Source organism: Methylomonas sp. MS20 (assembly GCF_050275925.1).
GTDB classification, from domain to species: Bacteria; Pseudomonadota; Gammaproteobacteria; order Methylococcales; family Methylomonadaceae; genus Methylomonas; species Methylomonas koyamae_A.
Genome location: NZ_CP189962.1, coordinates 4,168,888 through 4,184,809 on the forward strand (window position 1 = coordinate 4,168,888; position 15,922 = coordinate 4,184,809).

A 15,922-nucleotide genomic window follows, 5' to 3' on the forward strand; every position below is an offset into this window, starting at 1 on the left:
ACTATCTCTGGGGTGTTGTTGTCACCGGTGGTGCGACCACTACACCGCCTCCAAGTGCCTTATATACGGCAATCAAGTTAGTGGAAGCCGACGATTCAGAACGCGACAGGTCAATTTCGGCGACATAGAGGGTGCGCTGGGCATCCAACACGTCCAAGAATGAAATAACGCCTTCTTGAAAACGCAATTGGGAGAGCCGGACTGATTCGCGTAAATCCGCCACCGAGAGAACGAGCATTTGTCTCCGTTTCTCCTCATTCAAATATCGGGTCAGGGCCGTTTCAGTTTCCTGTAAGGCCTCGAGTACCGCTTTTTCATAGCCTAAATAGGCTTCCTTATGTCGTGCATTTGCCAAATCGATACCAGCACGAATGCGTCCAAAATTGAATAGTGGCTGTAATAGGTTGCCGGCAGTACTGTAGGAGAATGCGGCCGATTTGAATAACGTCTCAAGGTCGGTGTTGCGAAGGCCTAAAAAAGCGGCTATTGATATTTTAGGGAACCATTCCGCGATTGCAGCGCCTTGTAGGGCAGTAACAGCCGCAAGATGGCGTTCGGCGACACGCAAGTCGGGACGGTTGCGGATCGTCTCCGCCGGTGAAGCTAAAATTTCCTTTCCTGGTGCGCTCGGTATTGCCTCCAAAACTTGAAGGTCGGCCTGAAGCGAACCAGGTTTTTTGCCCAACAACACTTCCAATTGCCGGAGAGCACCAACCAATTGTGCTTCCAAGGCAGGAATCTGAGCCATCGTTGTTTCGGTAAGCGCTCGCGCCCTAATTACCTCATGGCGAGTGCCAACCCCTTCCTCGTATAGCTTCTCCGTCAGTTCCAAGGTATGTTGCTGAGCTTTTAGATTCGATTGGGTAATGTGAAGCTGGTTTTGGAAACTGCGGTATGCAACATAACTTCGTGCAACTTCGGCTGTCAGTGTCACCAAGGCTTGACGGTATTCTTCGGAAGCGGCCTCTAAATCAGCAGTGGCGGCTTCCAGCCGACGTTGCACACGCCCGAATAAATCGATTTCCCATAGCGCATCGAAGCCCAGTTCAAACAGGTTGAAGCGGATACCGGGCGCAAGGCCAGGGAGCGGGTTGTCTTGGCGTTGTGCGCCTGCTTTGACGTTAACAACAGGGAACAGTTCCGCACGGGTGCCTCGCCGTTCGGCACGGGCTTGGTCAATACGAGTCAACGAAATTTTAAGGTCGAGATTACCGGATATGGCCTGATCGATTAAGCGATTCAAATGGGGATCATCGAAACTTTTCCACCAGGTCTTCAGGTTTTCCGGATTGACTGGCTTTAAGTTGATATCCGTTATTTTTTCAGCTTGCCAATGCTCCAGGGTGTTGGATTCAGGTTTCTTATAATCTGGGCCTACAGTACATCCAACTAACCCGCAGCAGATTAATACCCGAAAGGTTTTATTTTGCATTAGCCCTTCCTTCAAAAACAACGACACTTCTGGCATCAATTCGCTGAAAATTATTGGTTGTTGCTCGTTGGCGCACCTCCTCAATAATGTCATCTGGAGCGTGTGCAGAAGTATCGATTGCTAGATACCAACGCTTAAGCGGTATATTAGGTAATTTTACACCAATGCTGTCAGCGGACATGTTTAGGACAATATGCAAATCACCTTCAGATTCAACAACACCCGCAATTGTACAAGCAAGTACTTGGGTTTCAGCCTGTCCCCAAAGAGGTTCGTTCAACTGTAGCCCATGCCAGGAAATATCGGGAATGCCGTGCGGGGCAGAGTCACCGGTAAAAAAGCGGGGACAAGTCAAAGAAGGATGACGCAGGCGAAAAGCTATCAACTCCCGAACAAAACGAATCATTTCCCGATGTGTTTCGGCAAGCCTCCAGTCTAACCAGGAAACCTCATTGTTCTGACACCAGGCGTTGTTATTGCCATGTTGGGTTCGAAGAAATTCATCACCAGCTAGCAGCATAGGCACACCACGGCTCAGAAACAGGAATGCCAGGAAGTTACGGGATTGTTGGTGTCGAAGTGCCAAAATATTAGGCTCGGCGGTATCGCCTTCTGCTCCACAGTTCCAGCTAAAATTTTGGTCAGCACCATCGCGATTGCTTTCGCCATTAGTCAAATTGTGTTTTTGATTGTAGCTGACCAAATCCCAAAGCGTAAAACCGTCATGACAGGTGATAAAATTGATGCTACTTGTCGGTAATCGATGATCTTGCTCGTACAGATCGCTGCTACCTCCCAGACAAGTTGCGACTTCTCCTACTAAGCCACGGTCACCGCGCACGAACCGCCTAATGATGTCGCGATAGCGCCCGTTCCACTCCGACCAACGCGTACCTGGAAAAGAGCCGACCTGATAGAGGCCAGCCGCATCCCATGCTTCTGCGATGATAGGTGTCTGGCTGAGGTTGTGCGATAACTCAATGCTCCAAGGCAATGAAGGGTTTTTCAGTACTGTTCCATCTTCGCCCCTTGAAAATACACTGGCAAGATCAAAACGGAAGCCGTCAACACGCATAGTCGTAACCCAATATTCCAAGCAATACACAAGAAAATGCGTGACTAACGGGTGATTGCAGTTGATGGTATTTCCACAACCAGTGTAATCGCGGTAGTGCTGGCCATCAAAGTGGTAAAAAATCTCATTCCCAAGAACCTTGAAATGTATAGCTGGCCCTCCCGCGCCGCTTTCGCTAGTGTGATTGAAGTCCACATCCAGGATGATGCCGATACCGTCTGAGTGTAATGCATCAACAAGGCTTTGGAATTCCCTTACAGGTTCCGATGTCGCACAGTAATCGGGATGCAGCGCATAAAATCCATAGGGACTATACCCCCAAAAGTTTACAAGACCCAACGCAGCCACCTCGTTTGGCACGTCCTGTTCGTCAAAAGCCATCACCGGAAGCAATTCTACATGGGTAATGCCAAGTTCCTTAAGATAAGGGATTTTCTCTATTAAACCGGTGAACGTGCCCGGGTGTTCCGTCCCAGAGGAATGATGCTTTGTATAACCGCCCACATGTAGTTCATAAATTACCGCCCCATCCAGCGATTTTGGCACGAAAGTTTTTTCACTCCAGTCAAAGCGAGTATCGGTTACTATGCCGCGCAGTGCGTTTGCTGCTGAAATGGGCTGTCTGCGATCCCAACCTGTATCGCTCACGGCACGTGCCCAAGGGTCAAGCACTTCCCACCAAGTACCATCAGGCTGCTGGACACGCCATGAATAATAAATCCCAACAGGCAAGCGTTCTACGAAAACATGCCAGGCATAAGAAGTCCGATTGAACTTCGGATCAAGCACAACCACCTGGAACGGCTCAGTACTGACTGCGCCTTTATAAAGCAGTAGCTCAATGCCGATGGCATCGTGGCTATAAATGGCAAAGTTGGTTCCATCGACGTTCCACGTTGCACCGCCAGGAAGCCGAGAGCCGACTCCGGCTTGAAAACAAGTAGGCTGTTTCACAACTCTTCACCACGACGGATTAGCAGATGTTGTGTATGCCGTGCGATCATCAGGTTTTCATCGGTAGCCAGAGCCCATGCTGATACTTTGGAGCTTAATGTAGAAATGCATGAATTGCCGCTTTCATTGGCTGAAGCATCGATTTCAAGCCCTAACCACTCGGTTTGTTGGCAGACTTTTGCGCGAATGACAGTAGCATGCTCACCAATCCCTCCGGTAAATACCAAAGCGTCAAGCCCACCTAGCGCTGCCGCCAATGAACCTATTTCTCGGCCTAAGCGATAGACAAATAAATCAATCGCTTCCTTTGCTTTTGGGTCGTTGCTGGTAAGTAAGGTGCGCATGTCGTTGGAGATGCCGGACACACCTAACAAACCGGATTCGTGATAAAGCAGATGCTCAATAGCACGCACATCCATGCTGTGATGATCCATAAGATAAAGTAACACGCCGGGGTCAATACTCCCACAACGCGTAGCCAAGACCAGTCCATCAAGGGGTGAAAAACCCATCGTCGTTGCGGTGCTTCTGCCGTTTTGGATGGCACATAAACTGGCACCGCTACCTAGGTGGGCGACGATTATTTTCGCGTTCACTAATGTTGGATCAAGCGCAGGCAACACTGAAACCATGTATTCATAGGACAATCCATGAAAGCCATAACGAATAACGCCTTCATCAAAAAAATGTCTCGAGATCATCGAGATTTTTACCCAGTCCGGCAACTGCGGTACGAACTTCCTGTTCGATACCAAGGTTGACTAGGCTACTACCGAGCTGGGGGCCGATAAGAAATTCTGCGGAAAAATAGCACACCATCTTGTCAACACGAGCATCCGCCAAATACGTTTGCATTGTGTGAATCCATAGATGTTGTAGTCTGTCCCGGACTGTTAGCGCTAAGGCCTTGTAATAGGAGTGTTCGGGGGCTGCTTCCGGTAATCGGCCAAGACTATAGGTCACATGATCGAGAATCGCCTGTTTCAGCGCAGCGGTATTCAAGCTAGTACGAGTATCGTTTAGTTCAGACTTAACGCCATCTTGCATATTAGTTTGTTTTTCTTTTGTTTATCGACATGTTTATGTCCTCAATAAGGCCAATACCACTTATCTTCTTCCGGCCTGTCGATGCCATGCTCATAAGCATAGTTTCGGCACTCGATCTGCAAGTCACGTAATTGTTGCTTTACATGGGCACCCGACACCAGTAAAGACGGGATACGATTAATAGCATCTATCGCCAAACTGAAGCGGTCGGTTTCATTTTGAATCGCCAATTCCAGCGGCGTATTGATACTGCCCTTTTCCTTGTACCCACGCACATGCAGATTATGGTGGTTATTGCGGCGATAGGCGAGCCGATGGATCAACCAGGGATAACCGTGAAAGTTGAAAATGATCGGTTTATCGAGGGTAAATAGGCTGTCGAAATCACGGTCAGCAAGCCCATGCGGGTGCTCGGTGCTGGGCACCAATTTGTATAAATCGACCACATTGATAAAGCGAATTTTAAGTTGCGGAAAGTGTTCGCGCAGCAACACGGTTGCAGCCAGCGCTTCCTTGGTGGGAATATCGCCCGCACTTGCCATCACCAAATCCGGCTCACAACCGGCATCGTTACTCGCCCATTCCCAAATACCGATGCCCTTGGTGCAATGTTTGATCGCCGCGCCCATGTCCAGGTATTGCAGGTGCTTCTGCTTGTCGCAGACGATGACGTTGATGTAATCGGTGCTGTTCAGGCAATGGTTGGCGACGGACAGCAGGCAGTTCACGTCCGGCGGCAGGTAGATACGCGTCACTGACGGGCTTTTGTTGACGACGACATCAAGGAAACCCGGGTCCTGGTGGGTAAAACCATTGTGGTCCTGCCGCCAGACGGTCGAGGTAATCAGCAGGTTGAGCGATGAGACCGGCGCTCGCCAAGGCACTTTCTTGGCCATGGCGAGCCATTTGGCATGCTGGTTGAACATGGAATCTATGATATGGACAAAGGCTTCATAAGTGGATAAGAAACCGTGCCGTCCTGTCAACAAATAGCCTTCCAACCAACCTTCCAAGGTATGTTCGGACAGCATTTCCATCACCCGTCCGTCCGGCGACAGTTCACTTCCGCCGGCATCTTCCGGTAACATTTCCGCCAACCAAGATTTCTTGCTGGCCATATAAATGTCATCCAGCTTGTTGGAGGCGGTTTCATCGGGGCCGAACACACGGAAATTGCCCATGTTGTCGCGCATGATGTCGCGCAGGAATTTACCCAAGGATCGCGTGTTTTCCGCCGTGACTTTCCCAGGACTCTCTAATGCCAGGGCATAATCTTGGTAATCCGGCATCCTTAAGGCTTTGCGTAACAGGCCGCCATTTGCGTGTGGATTGGCGCTCATGCGTCGTGTCCCTTGGGGCGCAAGCGCCTTAAGTTCAGGCATTAGCTTGCCTGTGGCATCAAACAATTCTTCAGGCTTATAGCTGCGCAACCAGGTCTCCAACAGATCAAGGTGAGCCGGATTTTCCTTGACCTTTGCCAACGGTACTTGATGCGAACGCCAGAAACCTTCCACTTTGTGTCCGTCTACTTCTTTGGGGCCTGTCCAGCCTTTAGGGCTACGAAATATGATCATCGGCCAGCGAGGTCGGGTTGGAACGCCGGTTCGGCGTGCTTCTTCCTGGATTCGTCTGATTTCCAGCACACAGGTTTCTAGGCTCTCTGCCATTAATTGATGCATGGTCTCGGGATCACTGCCTTCAACAAAATATGGCGTATAACCGTAACCATGAAATAGCTTTTCAAGTTCTTCGTGGGAAATGCGCGATAACAGCGTCGGATTGTTAATCTTGTAACCGTTCAGGTGCAAAATCGGCAACACGGCACCGTCACGTATAGGATTAAGAAATTTATTGGAATGCCAGGATGTTGCCAAAGGGCCAGTTTCCGCCTCGCCATCGCCCACCACGACGGACACCAGCAAGTCTGGATTATCGAATGCAGCGCCATACGCATGGGAAATACTGTAGCCTAACTCCCCGCCTTCATGGATGGAGCCCGGCGTTTCGGGCGTGCAATGGCTGCCGATGCCGCCAGGGAAAGAAAATTCCTTGAAGAATTGCAGCAGGCCTTCTTCATCTTCGCCTTTGTTGGGGTAAATTTCCGAATAAGTGCCTTCAAGATATACGGGCGCCAACACGCCCGGCGCGCCGTGTCCGGGTCCGGCCAGGAAAATAGCATTCAGATCGTACTTGTTGATAAGGCGGTTCAAGTGGACATAAATAAAACTTAAACCGGGACTCGACCCCCAATGTCCCAGCAATCGATTCTTGATGTGTTCGGGCTTGAGTGGTTCTTTCAGTAATGGATTGTCCTGGAGGTAAATCATACCTGCGGCCAGGTAAGTGCAGGCTCGCCAGCAGGTATTTATTTTATGGAGTTCATCCGCGCTTAATTGGGAAACCGGTTTTGCATTTGTCATCTTTTAAGAGCTTACTTATAGGGTTAAATGAATATTCTTTCGATTTATTCAGGACTATATTCGATAATTGTCGTGATCATTGTTTACATATATTCAATGCAAAGGGTCTTAGGAAGTTAAGCGTATGAAAAACTATGCTAACTTACTGAGATGTTTAACAAAAACAGGTACTACAAGCGTTCAAGAATTGCAGAGGCAAAATTCAGGCAATCTCCGGTATTTCAGCCTGGATTTTACCGCCACGGACACGGCCCTGCTGACCGGGTTTTCCGTCCGCTCCGTCAACGCCATTTACCTTAAAACCAGGCGGCGAATCGCGCTTGTTTGTGAAGCCGATTCGACGCTTTCAGGGGCGGTCGAAGTCGACGAGTCCTACTTCGGCCCACACCGCGTCAGGGGCAAGCGTGGGCGCGGCGCTTCGGGCAAGACGGTCGTGTTCGGCATCCTGAAACGCCAAGTGAAAGTCTACATCAGAATCGTTCCCAACTGCACGAAAGCCACGCTGCAGGCGGTGATACGGGGCAAGGTCAACCCTGGAATCGTTATCCATTCCGACGGCTGCCGCGGCTACGACGGCCTGGTCGACATCGGCTACTACAAGCATTTCAGGGTCAATCATGGCGACAACGAGTTCGCCCGGGGCGAATATCACATCAACGGCATCGAGTCGTTCTGGAGCTACGCAAAACGCCGCTTGGCCAGGCTCAACGTGATGCCCGCGAAGACCTTCTACCTGCACCTGAAAGAAACCGAGTTCCACTTTAACCTCAGGCATGCTAACCTTTACCTTGATCTCCTAACATTGCTCCGAAACAACCCGCTTTAGCTTCCTAAGGCCATTGTTAACACACATTAGACCAGTCGCCTAGTTGTTTCTGTTATTTTCTTCTTCATATCTAAAGTTATTTTTTGAAAGGTTCTAAGCTCAATAGGAATAAACAGCAAGCCTTTGCTAATTAATCCAACATGCACTCCATAATCGACTGTCTGCTTTCAAAGACGACTGACAATTCATTTCACTTCCTCAATTATTTTTTATAAAAAAAATTGGTAGTGGCAAAATTTTAAATGATGCATCAACTTGCGGATATTCTGGATTGTAAGAACAGCAATGGCTCTGTTGCTTTAATTTTTCTTTCGACTTAGCTTTATCATTTAACGATTATCCACTACCAAAAAATTTATCTATAACTGGAAGGTTGAGTTATTTCTACCTTCTAGTCTAAGCCAATCAAATCAACTAAATTTCATATGTTGCTAGTGAACAACTAACCGGTTGACCAATAATTACTTGTTCAAATTCGCTTGCTAAACTTTATCATTCCAGAGCAATGCATGCTTGTTTCAGTTCAGCAATGACCAATGAAGCAGGTTTTTAGCTGCAACTTCGCTTAAGGGGAAATATCATTCAAACGCTATCCCTAAAGCATCAGCGACACCTTTGCCATAAGCTGGATCAGCCTTTAGGCAGTTACTAATGTGGCGATCCTGAATCGCGCGCGGTACCCCATCGATTGCACGCGCTGTGTTCTCGAACAGTACCTTCTGCTGCGCTGGTGTCATTAGGCGAAACAAGGCGCCTGGCTGCAAGTAGTAATCCTCGTCCTCACGATGATTCCAGTGGTCAGCAGCGCCCTCGATAGACAGGGATGGTTCACTGAAACTTGGCTGTTCCTGCCACTCGCTATAGCTGTTCGGCTCATAGCCCAGCGTCCCGCCATGATTGCCATCCATCCGCATTGCACCATCGCGGTGATAGCTGTGGAAAGGGCATTTAGGCGCATTTACCGGAATTTGGTGATGATTGACTCCTAGCCGGTAACGCTGCGCATCGCCATACGAGAACAGGCGAGCCTGCAACATCTTGTCCGGAGAAAAGCTGATCCCAGGGACTACAGAAGCAGGACAAACTTATGAATCATTTAGAGTTAAGGGTGTGTCATTTTTTGAGAGTTAGCTATTGCGCTGACCAATGATTATAAGTTTTCTAAGTTAATTGGTTTTTATGTCGGTTTGAATGTCCGTTATCAAGAGGAGACCTGCTGTTAAAGGGAAACTGGTGATGGTCTGGTCATGGCCGACTGCCGGAACCCGCGAAAGGCTGCTTCGTAGAAGCGAAGCCCGAAAAACGATGTTTGCGCAAGCGGCCGCTTTGGAGAAACGCGACAGGCAGGAAGGGGTCGTCATGCGACTGTCTGCATCTCAGATTGATCGCCCGTAAGCAGTCATAGAATTCCAATACCCGATAGCTGCCTTTCGTCACTGAGTCAAACCGACCCAAAACCGACATTGACTGGTACAAATTGAATGTCGCAAATTTGCCAAGACCAGGCACTTATTCTGACTTGTGACAAGCCAGAATAAGCTTCCATAGCGGTGCCTGCCGAAACTACTTAATTTCGCTGGCTTTTGCCTTAGTCTTGCCCATTAGATTTGGCGGTGGACCGATGGGATCGAAGTTTTTCAACAACGGCACATCGTCTTTGTTGAGCCATAGCACGTCCATGTTATAGGAGCCTTGCGGTCCCCAGCCGCCGAAGAACTTCTTGCCATCCGGCGTGAACGACCAGCACATGTCTTCACCGGCGGTATTGACGGTGTCGCCAAGGTTTAGCGGCTCTTGCCACTCGCCCTTGGGATTCTGATGCGAAATCCATTCGTCATGTCCGCCGCGCGAACCCATGTCGGTGCGGGTACTGGTGATGATCAGGCTCTTGCCATCCTTCGATAGCCCAGTCCAATGTAAATGATCGCGGTACGGCGAGTTGACGCGTGAACCCAGGCTCTGTGGTTTCTGCCAGGTACCGTTTTTCTTTTCGACCTTCCAAATGTCACTATCTTGGGTGACGCCCGGTTGCTGGTAGCTGAAATAGATCAGACTATCCGAGGCAATAATCGGGCAATGTTCTTCACCGGTTGGCGTGTTAAGGTGCGGCAGTTCCGGCACCTCGTTCCAGGTTTTGGCAGTTTGCCAGACGCCATCGATTTTCTGTACTACATACAGATCGCCAGTCGAAAGATTACCGGGTTGATAGCGTGTAAAGTAAATCGCGTTACCGTCATCGGATAGGCTGGGTTCCAGTTCCCAGGCCTCGGTATTGATGTTCGGACCTACTTTAGGGTCAATGCCCGGTCCCAGATGAATCGGCGTTTGCCACTGGCCATTGACGTTGTGCGCCATCCAGATGTCGAAGCTATAAGGGTTGCCTTTTGATTCGATTACGCCCGGTCGTGTGGAAACGAACAATACGGTTTTGCCGTCGGCACTGTAGGTCATTTCGAATTCAGCAGCATCCGAATTGATTGGAGCGCCTATGCTTTTTGCCAACGAGGGCGCTTGGGCGCTTGCGCCGGACGGCATATCCATGCCAGGCATCCCATTAGAAACTCCGTGCGCCAGTATCAGCATCAGCCCCACAGAACAAGACGTTAGAACCCGGAAGTTCTCTTTCATATACTATCCCCTCATTTAAAATGAATTTTTTAATTTTGTTAAATTAACGCAATAGAACCAGCAACCTGGTTGCGATAATTTTTCCGATCTTGATCTGGGATCAAATAGCTAAACTTTTGCCTCAAGCACCAAATTGGTCGGTGTCATTGCCGCCCGCCTTACTCGGCTGAAGCCTCCTGTATTGAGCACTTCGGTGAGTTTTTTTTGACCGGCCTGGGCGCCCAAGCCCAAACCGACTTCCTGAGACTTGGACGCGGGTACGCAGACCATCGTGGAAAAGGAATAATAAATCTGGCCCAGAGGATGCAGGTTTTCTTCCAGACTGTCGCCAGCAAAGGGCTCGACCAGCATAAAGGTTCCGCTGTCGGACAAGGAGCTTGCAATATGCAGTGCAGCGCCAACAGGGTCGCCCATATCGTGCAGAGCATCGAACATCGTGACAAGATCGTAGTTTTTCCCGGGATAGTGTTTCGCTGTCACGACTTCGAAAATCGTATTGCTGGCGACGCCTTCGGCTCGAGCCCGCTCCCGTGCGTGTTCGATCGACGGTTCGTGAAAATCAAAGCCATGAAAGGTCGAATTTGGGAATGCCTTGGCCATCAGGATCGTCGAAGATCCATGTCCGCAGCCAATATCGGCAACTTTGGCGCCGGCCTCGAGTTTTTCGCGCACGCCATCAAGCGCGGGCAGCCATGAATCGATCAGGTTCATCGCATACATTGGCCGGAAGAAGCGTTCGGTGCCGCAGAACAAACAAGGACTATGATCGCTCCAGGGCAAGCCCTTACCGGAGCGGAAAACTTCAGTCAGTTTGGGTTCATCGACATAGGCAGACATGACTGCCTGGAAGAAGCCTTGCATGCAAGCCGGATGCCCTTCGGCGGCAAAAACGACGGCTTGTTCGGGCGATAATGAAAATCTGCCGGCTGCTGAATCGTAATTCACATACCCCGCCGCCGCGTTGGCAGAAAGCCACTCTCGAAGATAGCGTTCATCCATTCCGGTGCTGTCGGCCAGTTCCTGGCTGGTTGCGGGAGTAATCTCGGCCAAGGCGCTATACAGGTCGAGTTTGTCGCCTATATAGGCTATCAGCAAGCCCAGTGAACCGGCCACATCACCCATCACTTTTCCCTGCAACTGTTCCAGCTTGTTCTCATTAATATCTGTCAAACGTATTGCCATCTCTTATGCCTTCTGTTGTTAAGATCATTGCGAGTAATCTTTTGATCGTTGTGAAATTGCGGCCAGTTAAATTATAAGCGGGGGCTTTTCCGTCTCGAACAGAATCGCCTGCATCGGGTAACGCGTCGGGCCAGAGCCGAATTCTTTTTTGAACGCCTCAGCCAGTTCCTTGACTATGTCCTCGGGATCGATGCCGCCCCGGTCCTTGATTTCAAAAATAACGGGTGTGTAAACCAGGGCGCGCGCAAACGCCGTCACATCTAGAATGTCATAGACATGGCGCTGAACGGAAATAACGACTGGATCGAAACCGATCTGAATCAACTGCTCTTTGAGTGGATCGATTTGATGGCAGGACATGGGATCGAATAGAAACTGCGGTGTATCCGACGGAAAATATTGCTTGAGAACTTCGAAACTCAAACTGGCAAATGGGTTATAGCGTTCCGAATCCCAGACGCGGAACAGATAACGGCCGCCCGGCTTCAAGGTCCGGTAAACCTCGCGAAAGCCCTTGTCCCGGTTGAAAAACATGATGCCGAATTGGCAGACCACGGCATCGAAGGTTTCGTCATCGAACGGCAACGCGGTGGCATCGGCGTTTTGGAAGATTACCTGTTCGCCAGGCTGAAACTTTTGCCTCGCCACATCCATCATCGAATCGCTAATATCGATGGCGGTCAGGCGTGCTTCTTTTGCCAATAAATTACGCAAGTGACGCGTCACGATGCCGGTGCCAGCGGCGATTTCCAACACATCCATCGGCGCTTGCTCGGCGACGCGTCTTGCGGTATCGGCACCGTAATGCTCAAACAGCACCGGGCCAAGATCACGGTCATACGGTATGACAACCTCATCAACATAACCAGCCATAGTCAATTCCCTATATTAAGTCTGAATGTTATTGCAACCCAAAGCCTTACCAATGATTGAATGCCGCATGTTTAGTAACGGCATCACTGGGATGGCTTTGAAATAAGCTATAAATTGTATCGTAATGTGCTATCGATTAAAATGCATGGCAAATATCGAATTTAGCATAAGGCTTTTGCAAATATGCATAACATGAATTGGGACGATCTACGCTATTTCATCGAAGTGGTCCGCTCGGGCAATGTGACCGAAGCAGGCTTACGCCTCGGCGTTAATCAATCAACCGTAAGTCGCCGGATTGCTCAGCTGGAAAATCAATTAGGCAAAGCCTTGTTCGACCGAACAGCCAAAGGTTGGCTAATCACACCGGTTGGGGAAAAGATCGTTATGCTTGCCGAAGAAATGGCAAACCAAGCCAACGCCATTCATCGGAAAATAGAAAGCGATTCGGAAGACGTTTCGGGAGTCATCAAATTGACGGTTTCCGATGTTTGCGCCAAGCGATTCGTATTCCCTGTCATCCGCGATTTCAAACGCGACTATCCTGATGTCGATTTCGTGTTGATTGCTGCCGAAGAAGTCTTGAATCTAGCTGGCCGCGAGGCCGACATTGCGATTCACGCCATTATGGAGCCACCGCCGAATGTGGTGGGCAAACGCATCTGTCGGCTTGCCTATTCTGTCTACGGTCACCCGGAATTAGTGAAAAACCTGTCAACTGAAATGCCGCCCTGCATCACTTGGATAGGTGATGGCGCCACCTTACCCAATTGGATAACGAAAAACTTTCCGAAACTCAAACGGGCATATCGGACGAATTCCAGCGTAGCCATGTTTGAAATGTGCCGGGAAGGTTTGGGCTTGGCTTTGCTGCCTTGTTCGCTGGCCGATGAAGCGGATGAGTTGGTCCGTGTCCCAGTCGAGCATATCGAATCCGGTTATGACGTATGGGTTCTCAGTCATGTTGATTTACGTACCACCGCACGAGTTCGTATCTTTCGAGATCGCATGGTCGAATTTTTGACTAACGAAATCGACTTATTGGAAGGGCGTAAACCAAAGATCAATTCATGGAGTTGAAATTCAGCTTTGAGTAAAATTCCGGTCATTCCGTTAAGGATATTCATTGCCTGCTTTTGGCCGTTGTGACTCAGTGAAAATATCAGTTTGCTCGCCTAATAGCTGACATTCAGCTGATACACCGAATAAATGAACGCTTGAAATTGGAAAGTATGGCCGACAGCCCAGTAATTGACTTCATACAAGACAGTTTTGGCTAATAGACGTCACGAATTTTTGTTCAGTCTAGCCGCCAAATGAGTGATCCTGCGCTGTGATTTTTGATTTTTCACAGCCATCGCCAGCGCTTTGGACTGGGCAATCACCACGACCAATTGTTTGCCTCGCGTGACGCCGGTATACAGCAGATTGCGTTCCAGCAGCATAAAATGGTGCATGGCCATCGGTATGACCACCACGGGGTATTCAGAGCCTTGCGATTTGTGCACACTGGTCGCGTAAGCTAGGGTAATTTCGTCCAGATCGCTGAATTCGTAGTCGACCTCCCTATCGTCGAATACGATCTTGACCTGGCTTTCCTCAAGATCGATGGCTTTGATCACGCCAATGTCGCCATTGAAGACTTCCTTGTCGTAGTTGTTGATCCGCTGAATCACCTTATCACCCGGCGCATAGGTATTACCGAAACGGGTAATCTTCGGTTCGCTGTGACCATTTAACCTCGCTTGCAATTCGATGTTCAAGGACCGCGCTCCCAGGCCGCCGCGATTCATGGGCGTCAGAATTTGCACGTCGTTGACCGGATGAAAGTGGAATCGCTGCGGAATCCGTTCGAGGACGACGTGCATCAATTTAGCGAAAATCTCCTCGGGTGTTTCGGCGTAGAGGCAATAAAAATCGCTGAGGCTTTCAGTTTTATCCACTACCGGCATTTGCCCGTGGTTAATCCGGTGCGCATTAGTGATGATTTTGGAGGTACTGGCCTGGCGGAAAATCTCGGTCAGACGCACGGTGGCAATTCGCCCGGATTCGATGATGTCAGCCAGTACAGATCCGGGGCCGACCGAGGGTAATTGATCAACATCACCGACGATCAATACCGCAGCTTCCGTCGGTATGGCTTTTAACAGCTGATTCATTAACACCACGTCCATCATCGACGACTCATCGATCACCAAGCAATCGAGGTCCAGCGGGTTTTCGTCGTTATGCTTGAACGCGAACTGTGTCGGATCAAACTCCAGCAATCGATGCACCGTTTTCGCTTCCATGCCGGTCGATTCAGTTAAACGTTTTGCCGCTCGCCCCGTCGGCGCACATAAACCAATCCGAACGCGTTTGGCTTTAAGAATCTTAAGCAGACTGTTGACCAGGGTGGTTTTACCGACACCGGGGCCGCCGGTGATCACCGAGACTTTATGCTGGAGTACCAATCGAACGGCAGCCGCTTGCGACTGCGACAAGGTCATGCCGGTTTGCTCTTCCACCCAGGGTATGGCTTTTTCTGCGTCAATTACACCCCAGGGTGCATCGCCTTGATTTAATCGGTTCAGGTGGGCGGCACAGCCTATTTCAGCGCGGTGCAAAGGCGTCAGGAAAATGAATTCGTCACTGCCGTCGATTTCGGCGATCAAATTGCCTTCGGTTAATTCCGCCGCGATGGCTTGGTCGATAATCGACAATGGAATTTCCAGTAGTTTCGCCGCCATTTCGCACAGATTGCTCCGAATCGCAGCGCAGTGGCCTTCGCCAGACCATTCCTGCAAGACATGTCGGACACCCGCTTGGGCGCGCAATAGGGATTGCGGGCCGATGCCCAACTTCTGGGCCAGGGTGTCAGCCGTTTTAAAGCCGATGCCGTGAATGTCCAGTGCCAGGCGATAGGGATTTTCGCGCACTTTCTCGATAGCCTGCTCGCCGTAGGTTTTGTATATGCGCACCGAACGCGAGGTGCCGACGCCATGGGATTGCAGAAAAACCATGATCTCCCGAATCACTTTCTGTTCAGCCCAAGCACTGGTCACACGCTCCTGGCGTTTCTTACCAATTCCTGGTAATTCCAACAGACGCTCGGGTGTTTGCTCAATCACATCGAATACCCGCTCACCGAAGGCTTTGACCAGCTTCTTGGCAAAATGGGGGCCGATACCTTTGACCATGCCGGAGCCCAGGTATTTTTCGATGCCGTCCAACGTGGTCGGCGGCACGACTTTTAACGAGATGGTTTTGAATTGCTGGCCATGTTGGCGATCGTTAACCCAGCAACCCAGGCATTCGATGTATTCACCGGCCGTGACACTGGCGGCCGAACCGATCACGGTAATCAGTTCCCGATAACCTTTGACCTTGACCCGTAACACGCAAAATCCCGAGGCCTCGCTATGGAACGTCACGCGTTCGACGGAGCCATGCAGTTTTTCGACGGGATTGTCAGCAGAATGCGACTGGCTGGGTTGGAAATCCAT

General features: G+C 49.9%; 11 protein-coding genes and 2 pseudogenes. 2 read left to right on the forward strand and 11 right to left on the reverse strand.

The genetic code is table 11. The annotated features are described in order from the left end of the window. Window position 1: 1 nt before the first annotated feature. Genes ACQE3D_RS18710 through ACQE3D_RS18730 form a run of 5 tightly spaced genes read right to left on the reverse strand, consistent with a single transcriptional unit; the run spans window position 2 to window position 6,928 of the window. On the reverse strand, window positions 2–1,432 hold the full coding sequence (locus ACQE3D_RS18710; RefSeq protein WP_427551193.1) for an efflux transporter outer membrane subunit: 1,431 nt from the start codon (window positions 1,430–1,432) through the stop codon (window positions 2–4). After that, window positions 1,422–3,461, reverse strand: a complete 2,040-nt coding sequence (locus ACQE3D_RS18715) for a glycogen debranching protein (RefSeq protein WP_427551194.1) — start codon at window positions 3,459–3,461, stop codon at window positions 1,422–1,424. Before ACQE3D_RS18715 ends, ACQE3D_RS18710 begins: the two co-directional genes overlap by 11 nt. Further along, on the reverse strand, window positions 3,458–4,162 hold the full coding sequence (locus ACQE3D_RS18720) for an acetate/propionate family kinase (RefSeq protein WP_427551195.1): 705 nt from the start codon (window positions 4,160–4,162) through the stop codon (window positions 3,458–3,460). The genes ACQE3D_RS18715 and ACQE3D_RS18720 overlap by 4 nt, the downstream gene beginning before the upstream one ends. Continuing rightward, window positions 4,140–4,508 (reverse strand): hypothetical protein, encoded by a 369-nt coding sequence (locus ACQE3D_RS18725; protein WP_427551196.1) that lies wholly within the window; start codon window positions 4,506–4,508, stop codon window positions 4,140–4,142. The genes ACQE3D_RS18720 and ACQE3D_RS18725 overlap by 23 nt, the downstream gene beginning before the upstream one ends. A gap of 41 nt (window positions 4,509–4,549) precedes the next feature. Beyond that, window positions 4,550–6,928 carry a phosphoketolase family protein gene (locus ACQE3D_RS18730; protein ID WP_427551197.1) on the reverse strand — a complete coding sequence of 793 codons (2,379 nt, stop codon included), beginning with the start codon at window positions 6,926–6,928 and terminating at the stop codon, window positions 4,550–4,552. Window positions 6,929–7,078: 150 nt separating this feature from the next. Here ACQE3D_RS18730 and ACQE3D_RS18735 point away from each other — a divergent pair. After that, window positions 7,079–7,754 (forward strand): annotated as a pseudogene (locus ACQE3D_RS18735) (IS1595 family transposase). Window positions 7,755–8,332: 578 nt separating this feature from the next. Here ACQE3D_RS18735 and ACQE3D_RS18740 read toward each other — a convergent pair. The 5 genes and pseudogenes from ACQE3D_RS18740 to ACQE3D_RS18760 form a co-directional block, all read right to left on the reverse strand. After that, window positions 8,333–8,638 (reverse strand): catalase-related domain-containing protein, encoded by a 306-nt coding sequence (locus ACQE3D_RS18740; RefSeq protein ID WP_427551775.1) that lies wholly within the window; start codon window positions 8,636–8,638, stop codon window positions 8,333–8,335. Then, window positions 8,624–8,824, reverse strand: a pseudogene (locus ACQE3D_RS18745) (catalase); the annotation flags it as partial. The gene ACQE3D_RS18740 and the pseudogene ACQE3D_RS18745, both read right to left, overlap by 15 nt. 493 nt (window positions 8,825–9,317) lie before the next feature. Further along, complete coding sequence (locus ACQE3D_RS18750) at window positions 9,318–10,382, reverse strand: TolB family protein (protein WP_427551198.1); 1,065 nt, start codon at window positions 10,380–10,382, stop codon at window positions 9,318–9,320. Between the two features lie 108 nt (window positions 10,383–10,490). Beyond that, window positions 10,491–11,564, reverse strand: a complete 1,074-nt coding sequence (locus ACQE3D_RS18755) for a class I SAM-dependent methyltransferase (RefSeq protein ID WP_313729528.1) — start codon at window positions 11,562–11,564, stop codon at window positions 10,491–10,493. A gap of 66 nt (window positions 11,565–11,630) precedes the next feature. Continuing rightward, window positions 11,631–12,437 carry a class I SAM-dependent methyltransferase gene (locus tag ACQE3D_RS18760; RefSeq protein ID WP_255188819.1) on the reverse strand — a complete coding sequence of 269 codons (807 nt, stop codon included), beginning with the start codon at window positions 12,435–12,437 and terminating at the stop codon, window positions 11,631–11,633. Window positions 12,438–12,629: 192 nt separating this feature from the next. Here ACQE3D_RS18760 and ACQE3D_RS18765 point away from each other — a divergent pair, with 192 nt between their 5' ends. Next, window positions 12,630–13,517 carry a LysR family transcriptional regulator gene (locus ACQE3D_RS18765; protein WP_313729526.1) on the forward strand — a complete coding sequence of 296 codons (888 nt, stop codon included), beginning with the start codon at window positions 12,630–12,632 and terminating at the stop codon, window positions 13,515–13,517. Between the two features lie 206 nt (window positions 13,518–13,723). Here ACQE3D_RS18765 and recD2 read toward each other — a convergent pair whose 3' ends face one another. Then, the gene (gene recD2, locus ACQE3D_RS18770; RefSeq protein ID WP_313729525.1) at window positions 13,724–15,922 is read right to left on the reverse strand and encodes an SF1B family DNA helicase RecD2; all 2,199 of its coding nucleotides are present in this window, start codon (window positions 15,920–15,922) and stop codon (window positions 13,724–13,726) included.

Excerpts from the sequence above, each read along its gene's own strand:
- ACQE3D_RS18710 (WP_427551193.1), bottom strand. The coding sequence starts at position 1,432 with ATGCAAAATAAAACCTTTCGGGTATTAATCTGCTGCGGGTTAGTTGGA.
- ACQE3D_RS18720 (WP_427551195.1), bottom strand. The coding sequence starts at position 4,162 with ATGATCTCGAGACATTTTTTTGATGAAGGCGTTATTCGTTATGGCTTT.
- ACQE3D_RS18725 (WP_427551196.1), bottom strand. The coding sequence starts at position 4,508 with ATGCAAGATGGCGTTAAGTCTGAACTAAACGATACTCGTACTAGCTTG.
- ACQE3D_RS18730 (WP_427551197.1), bottom strand. The coding sequence starts at position 6,928 with ATGACAAATGCAAAACCGGTTTCCCAATTAAGCGCGGATGAACTCCAT.
- ACQE3D_RS18750 (WP_427551198.1), bottom strand. The coding sequence starts at position 10,382 with ATGAAAGAGAACTTCCGGGTTCTAACGTCTTGTTCTGTGGGGCTGATG.
- ACQE3D_RS18755 (WP_313729528.1), bottom strand. The coding sequence starts at position 11,564 with ATGGCAATACGTTTGACAGATATTAATGAGAACAAGCTGGAACAGTTG.
- ACQE3D_RS18760 (WP_255188819.1), bottom strand. The coding sequence starts at position 12,437 with ATGGCTGGTTATGTTGATGAGGTTGTCATACCGTATGACCGTGATCTT.
- ACQE3D_RS18765 (WP_313729526.1), top strand. The coding sequence starts at position 12,630 with ATGAATTGGGACGATCTACGCTATTTCATCGAAGTGGTCCGCTCGGGC.
- recD2 (WP_313729525.1), bottom strand. The coding sequence starts at position 15,922 with ATGGATTTCCAACCCAGCCAGTCGCATTCTGCTGACAATCCCGTCGAA.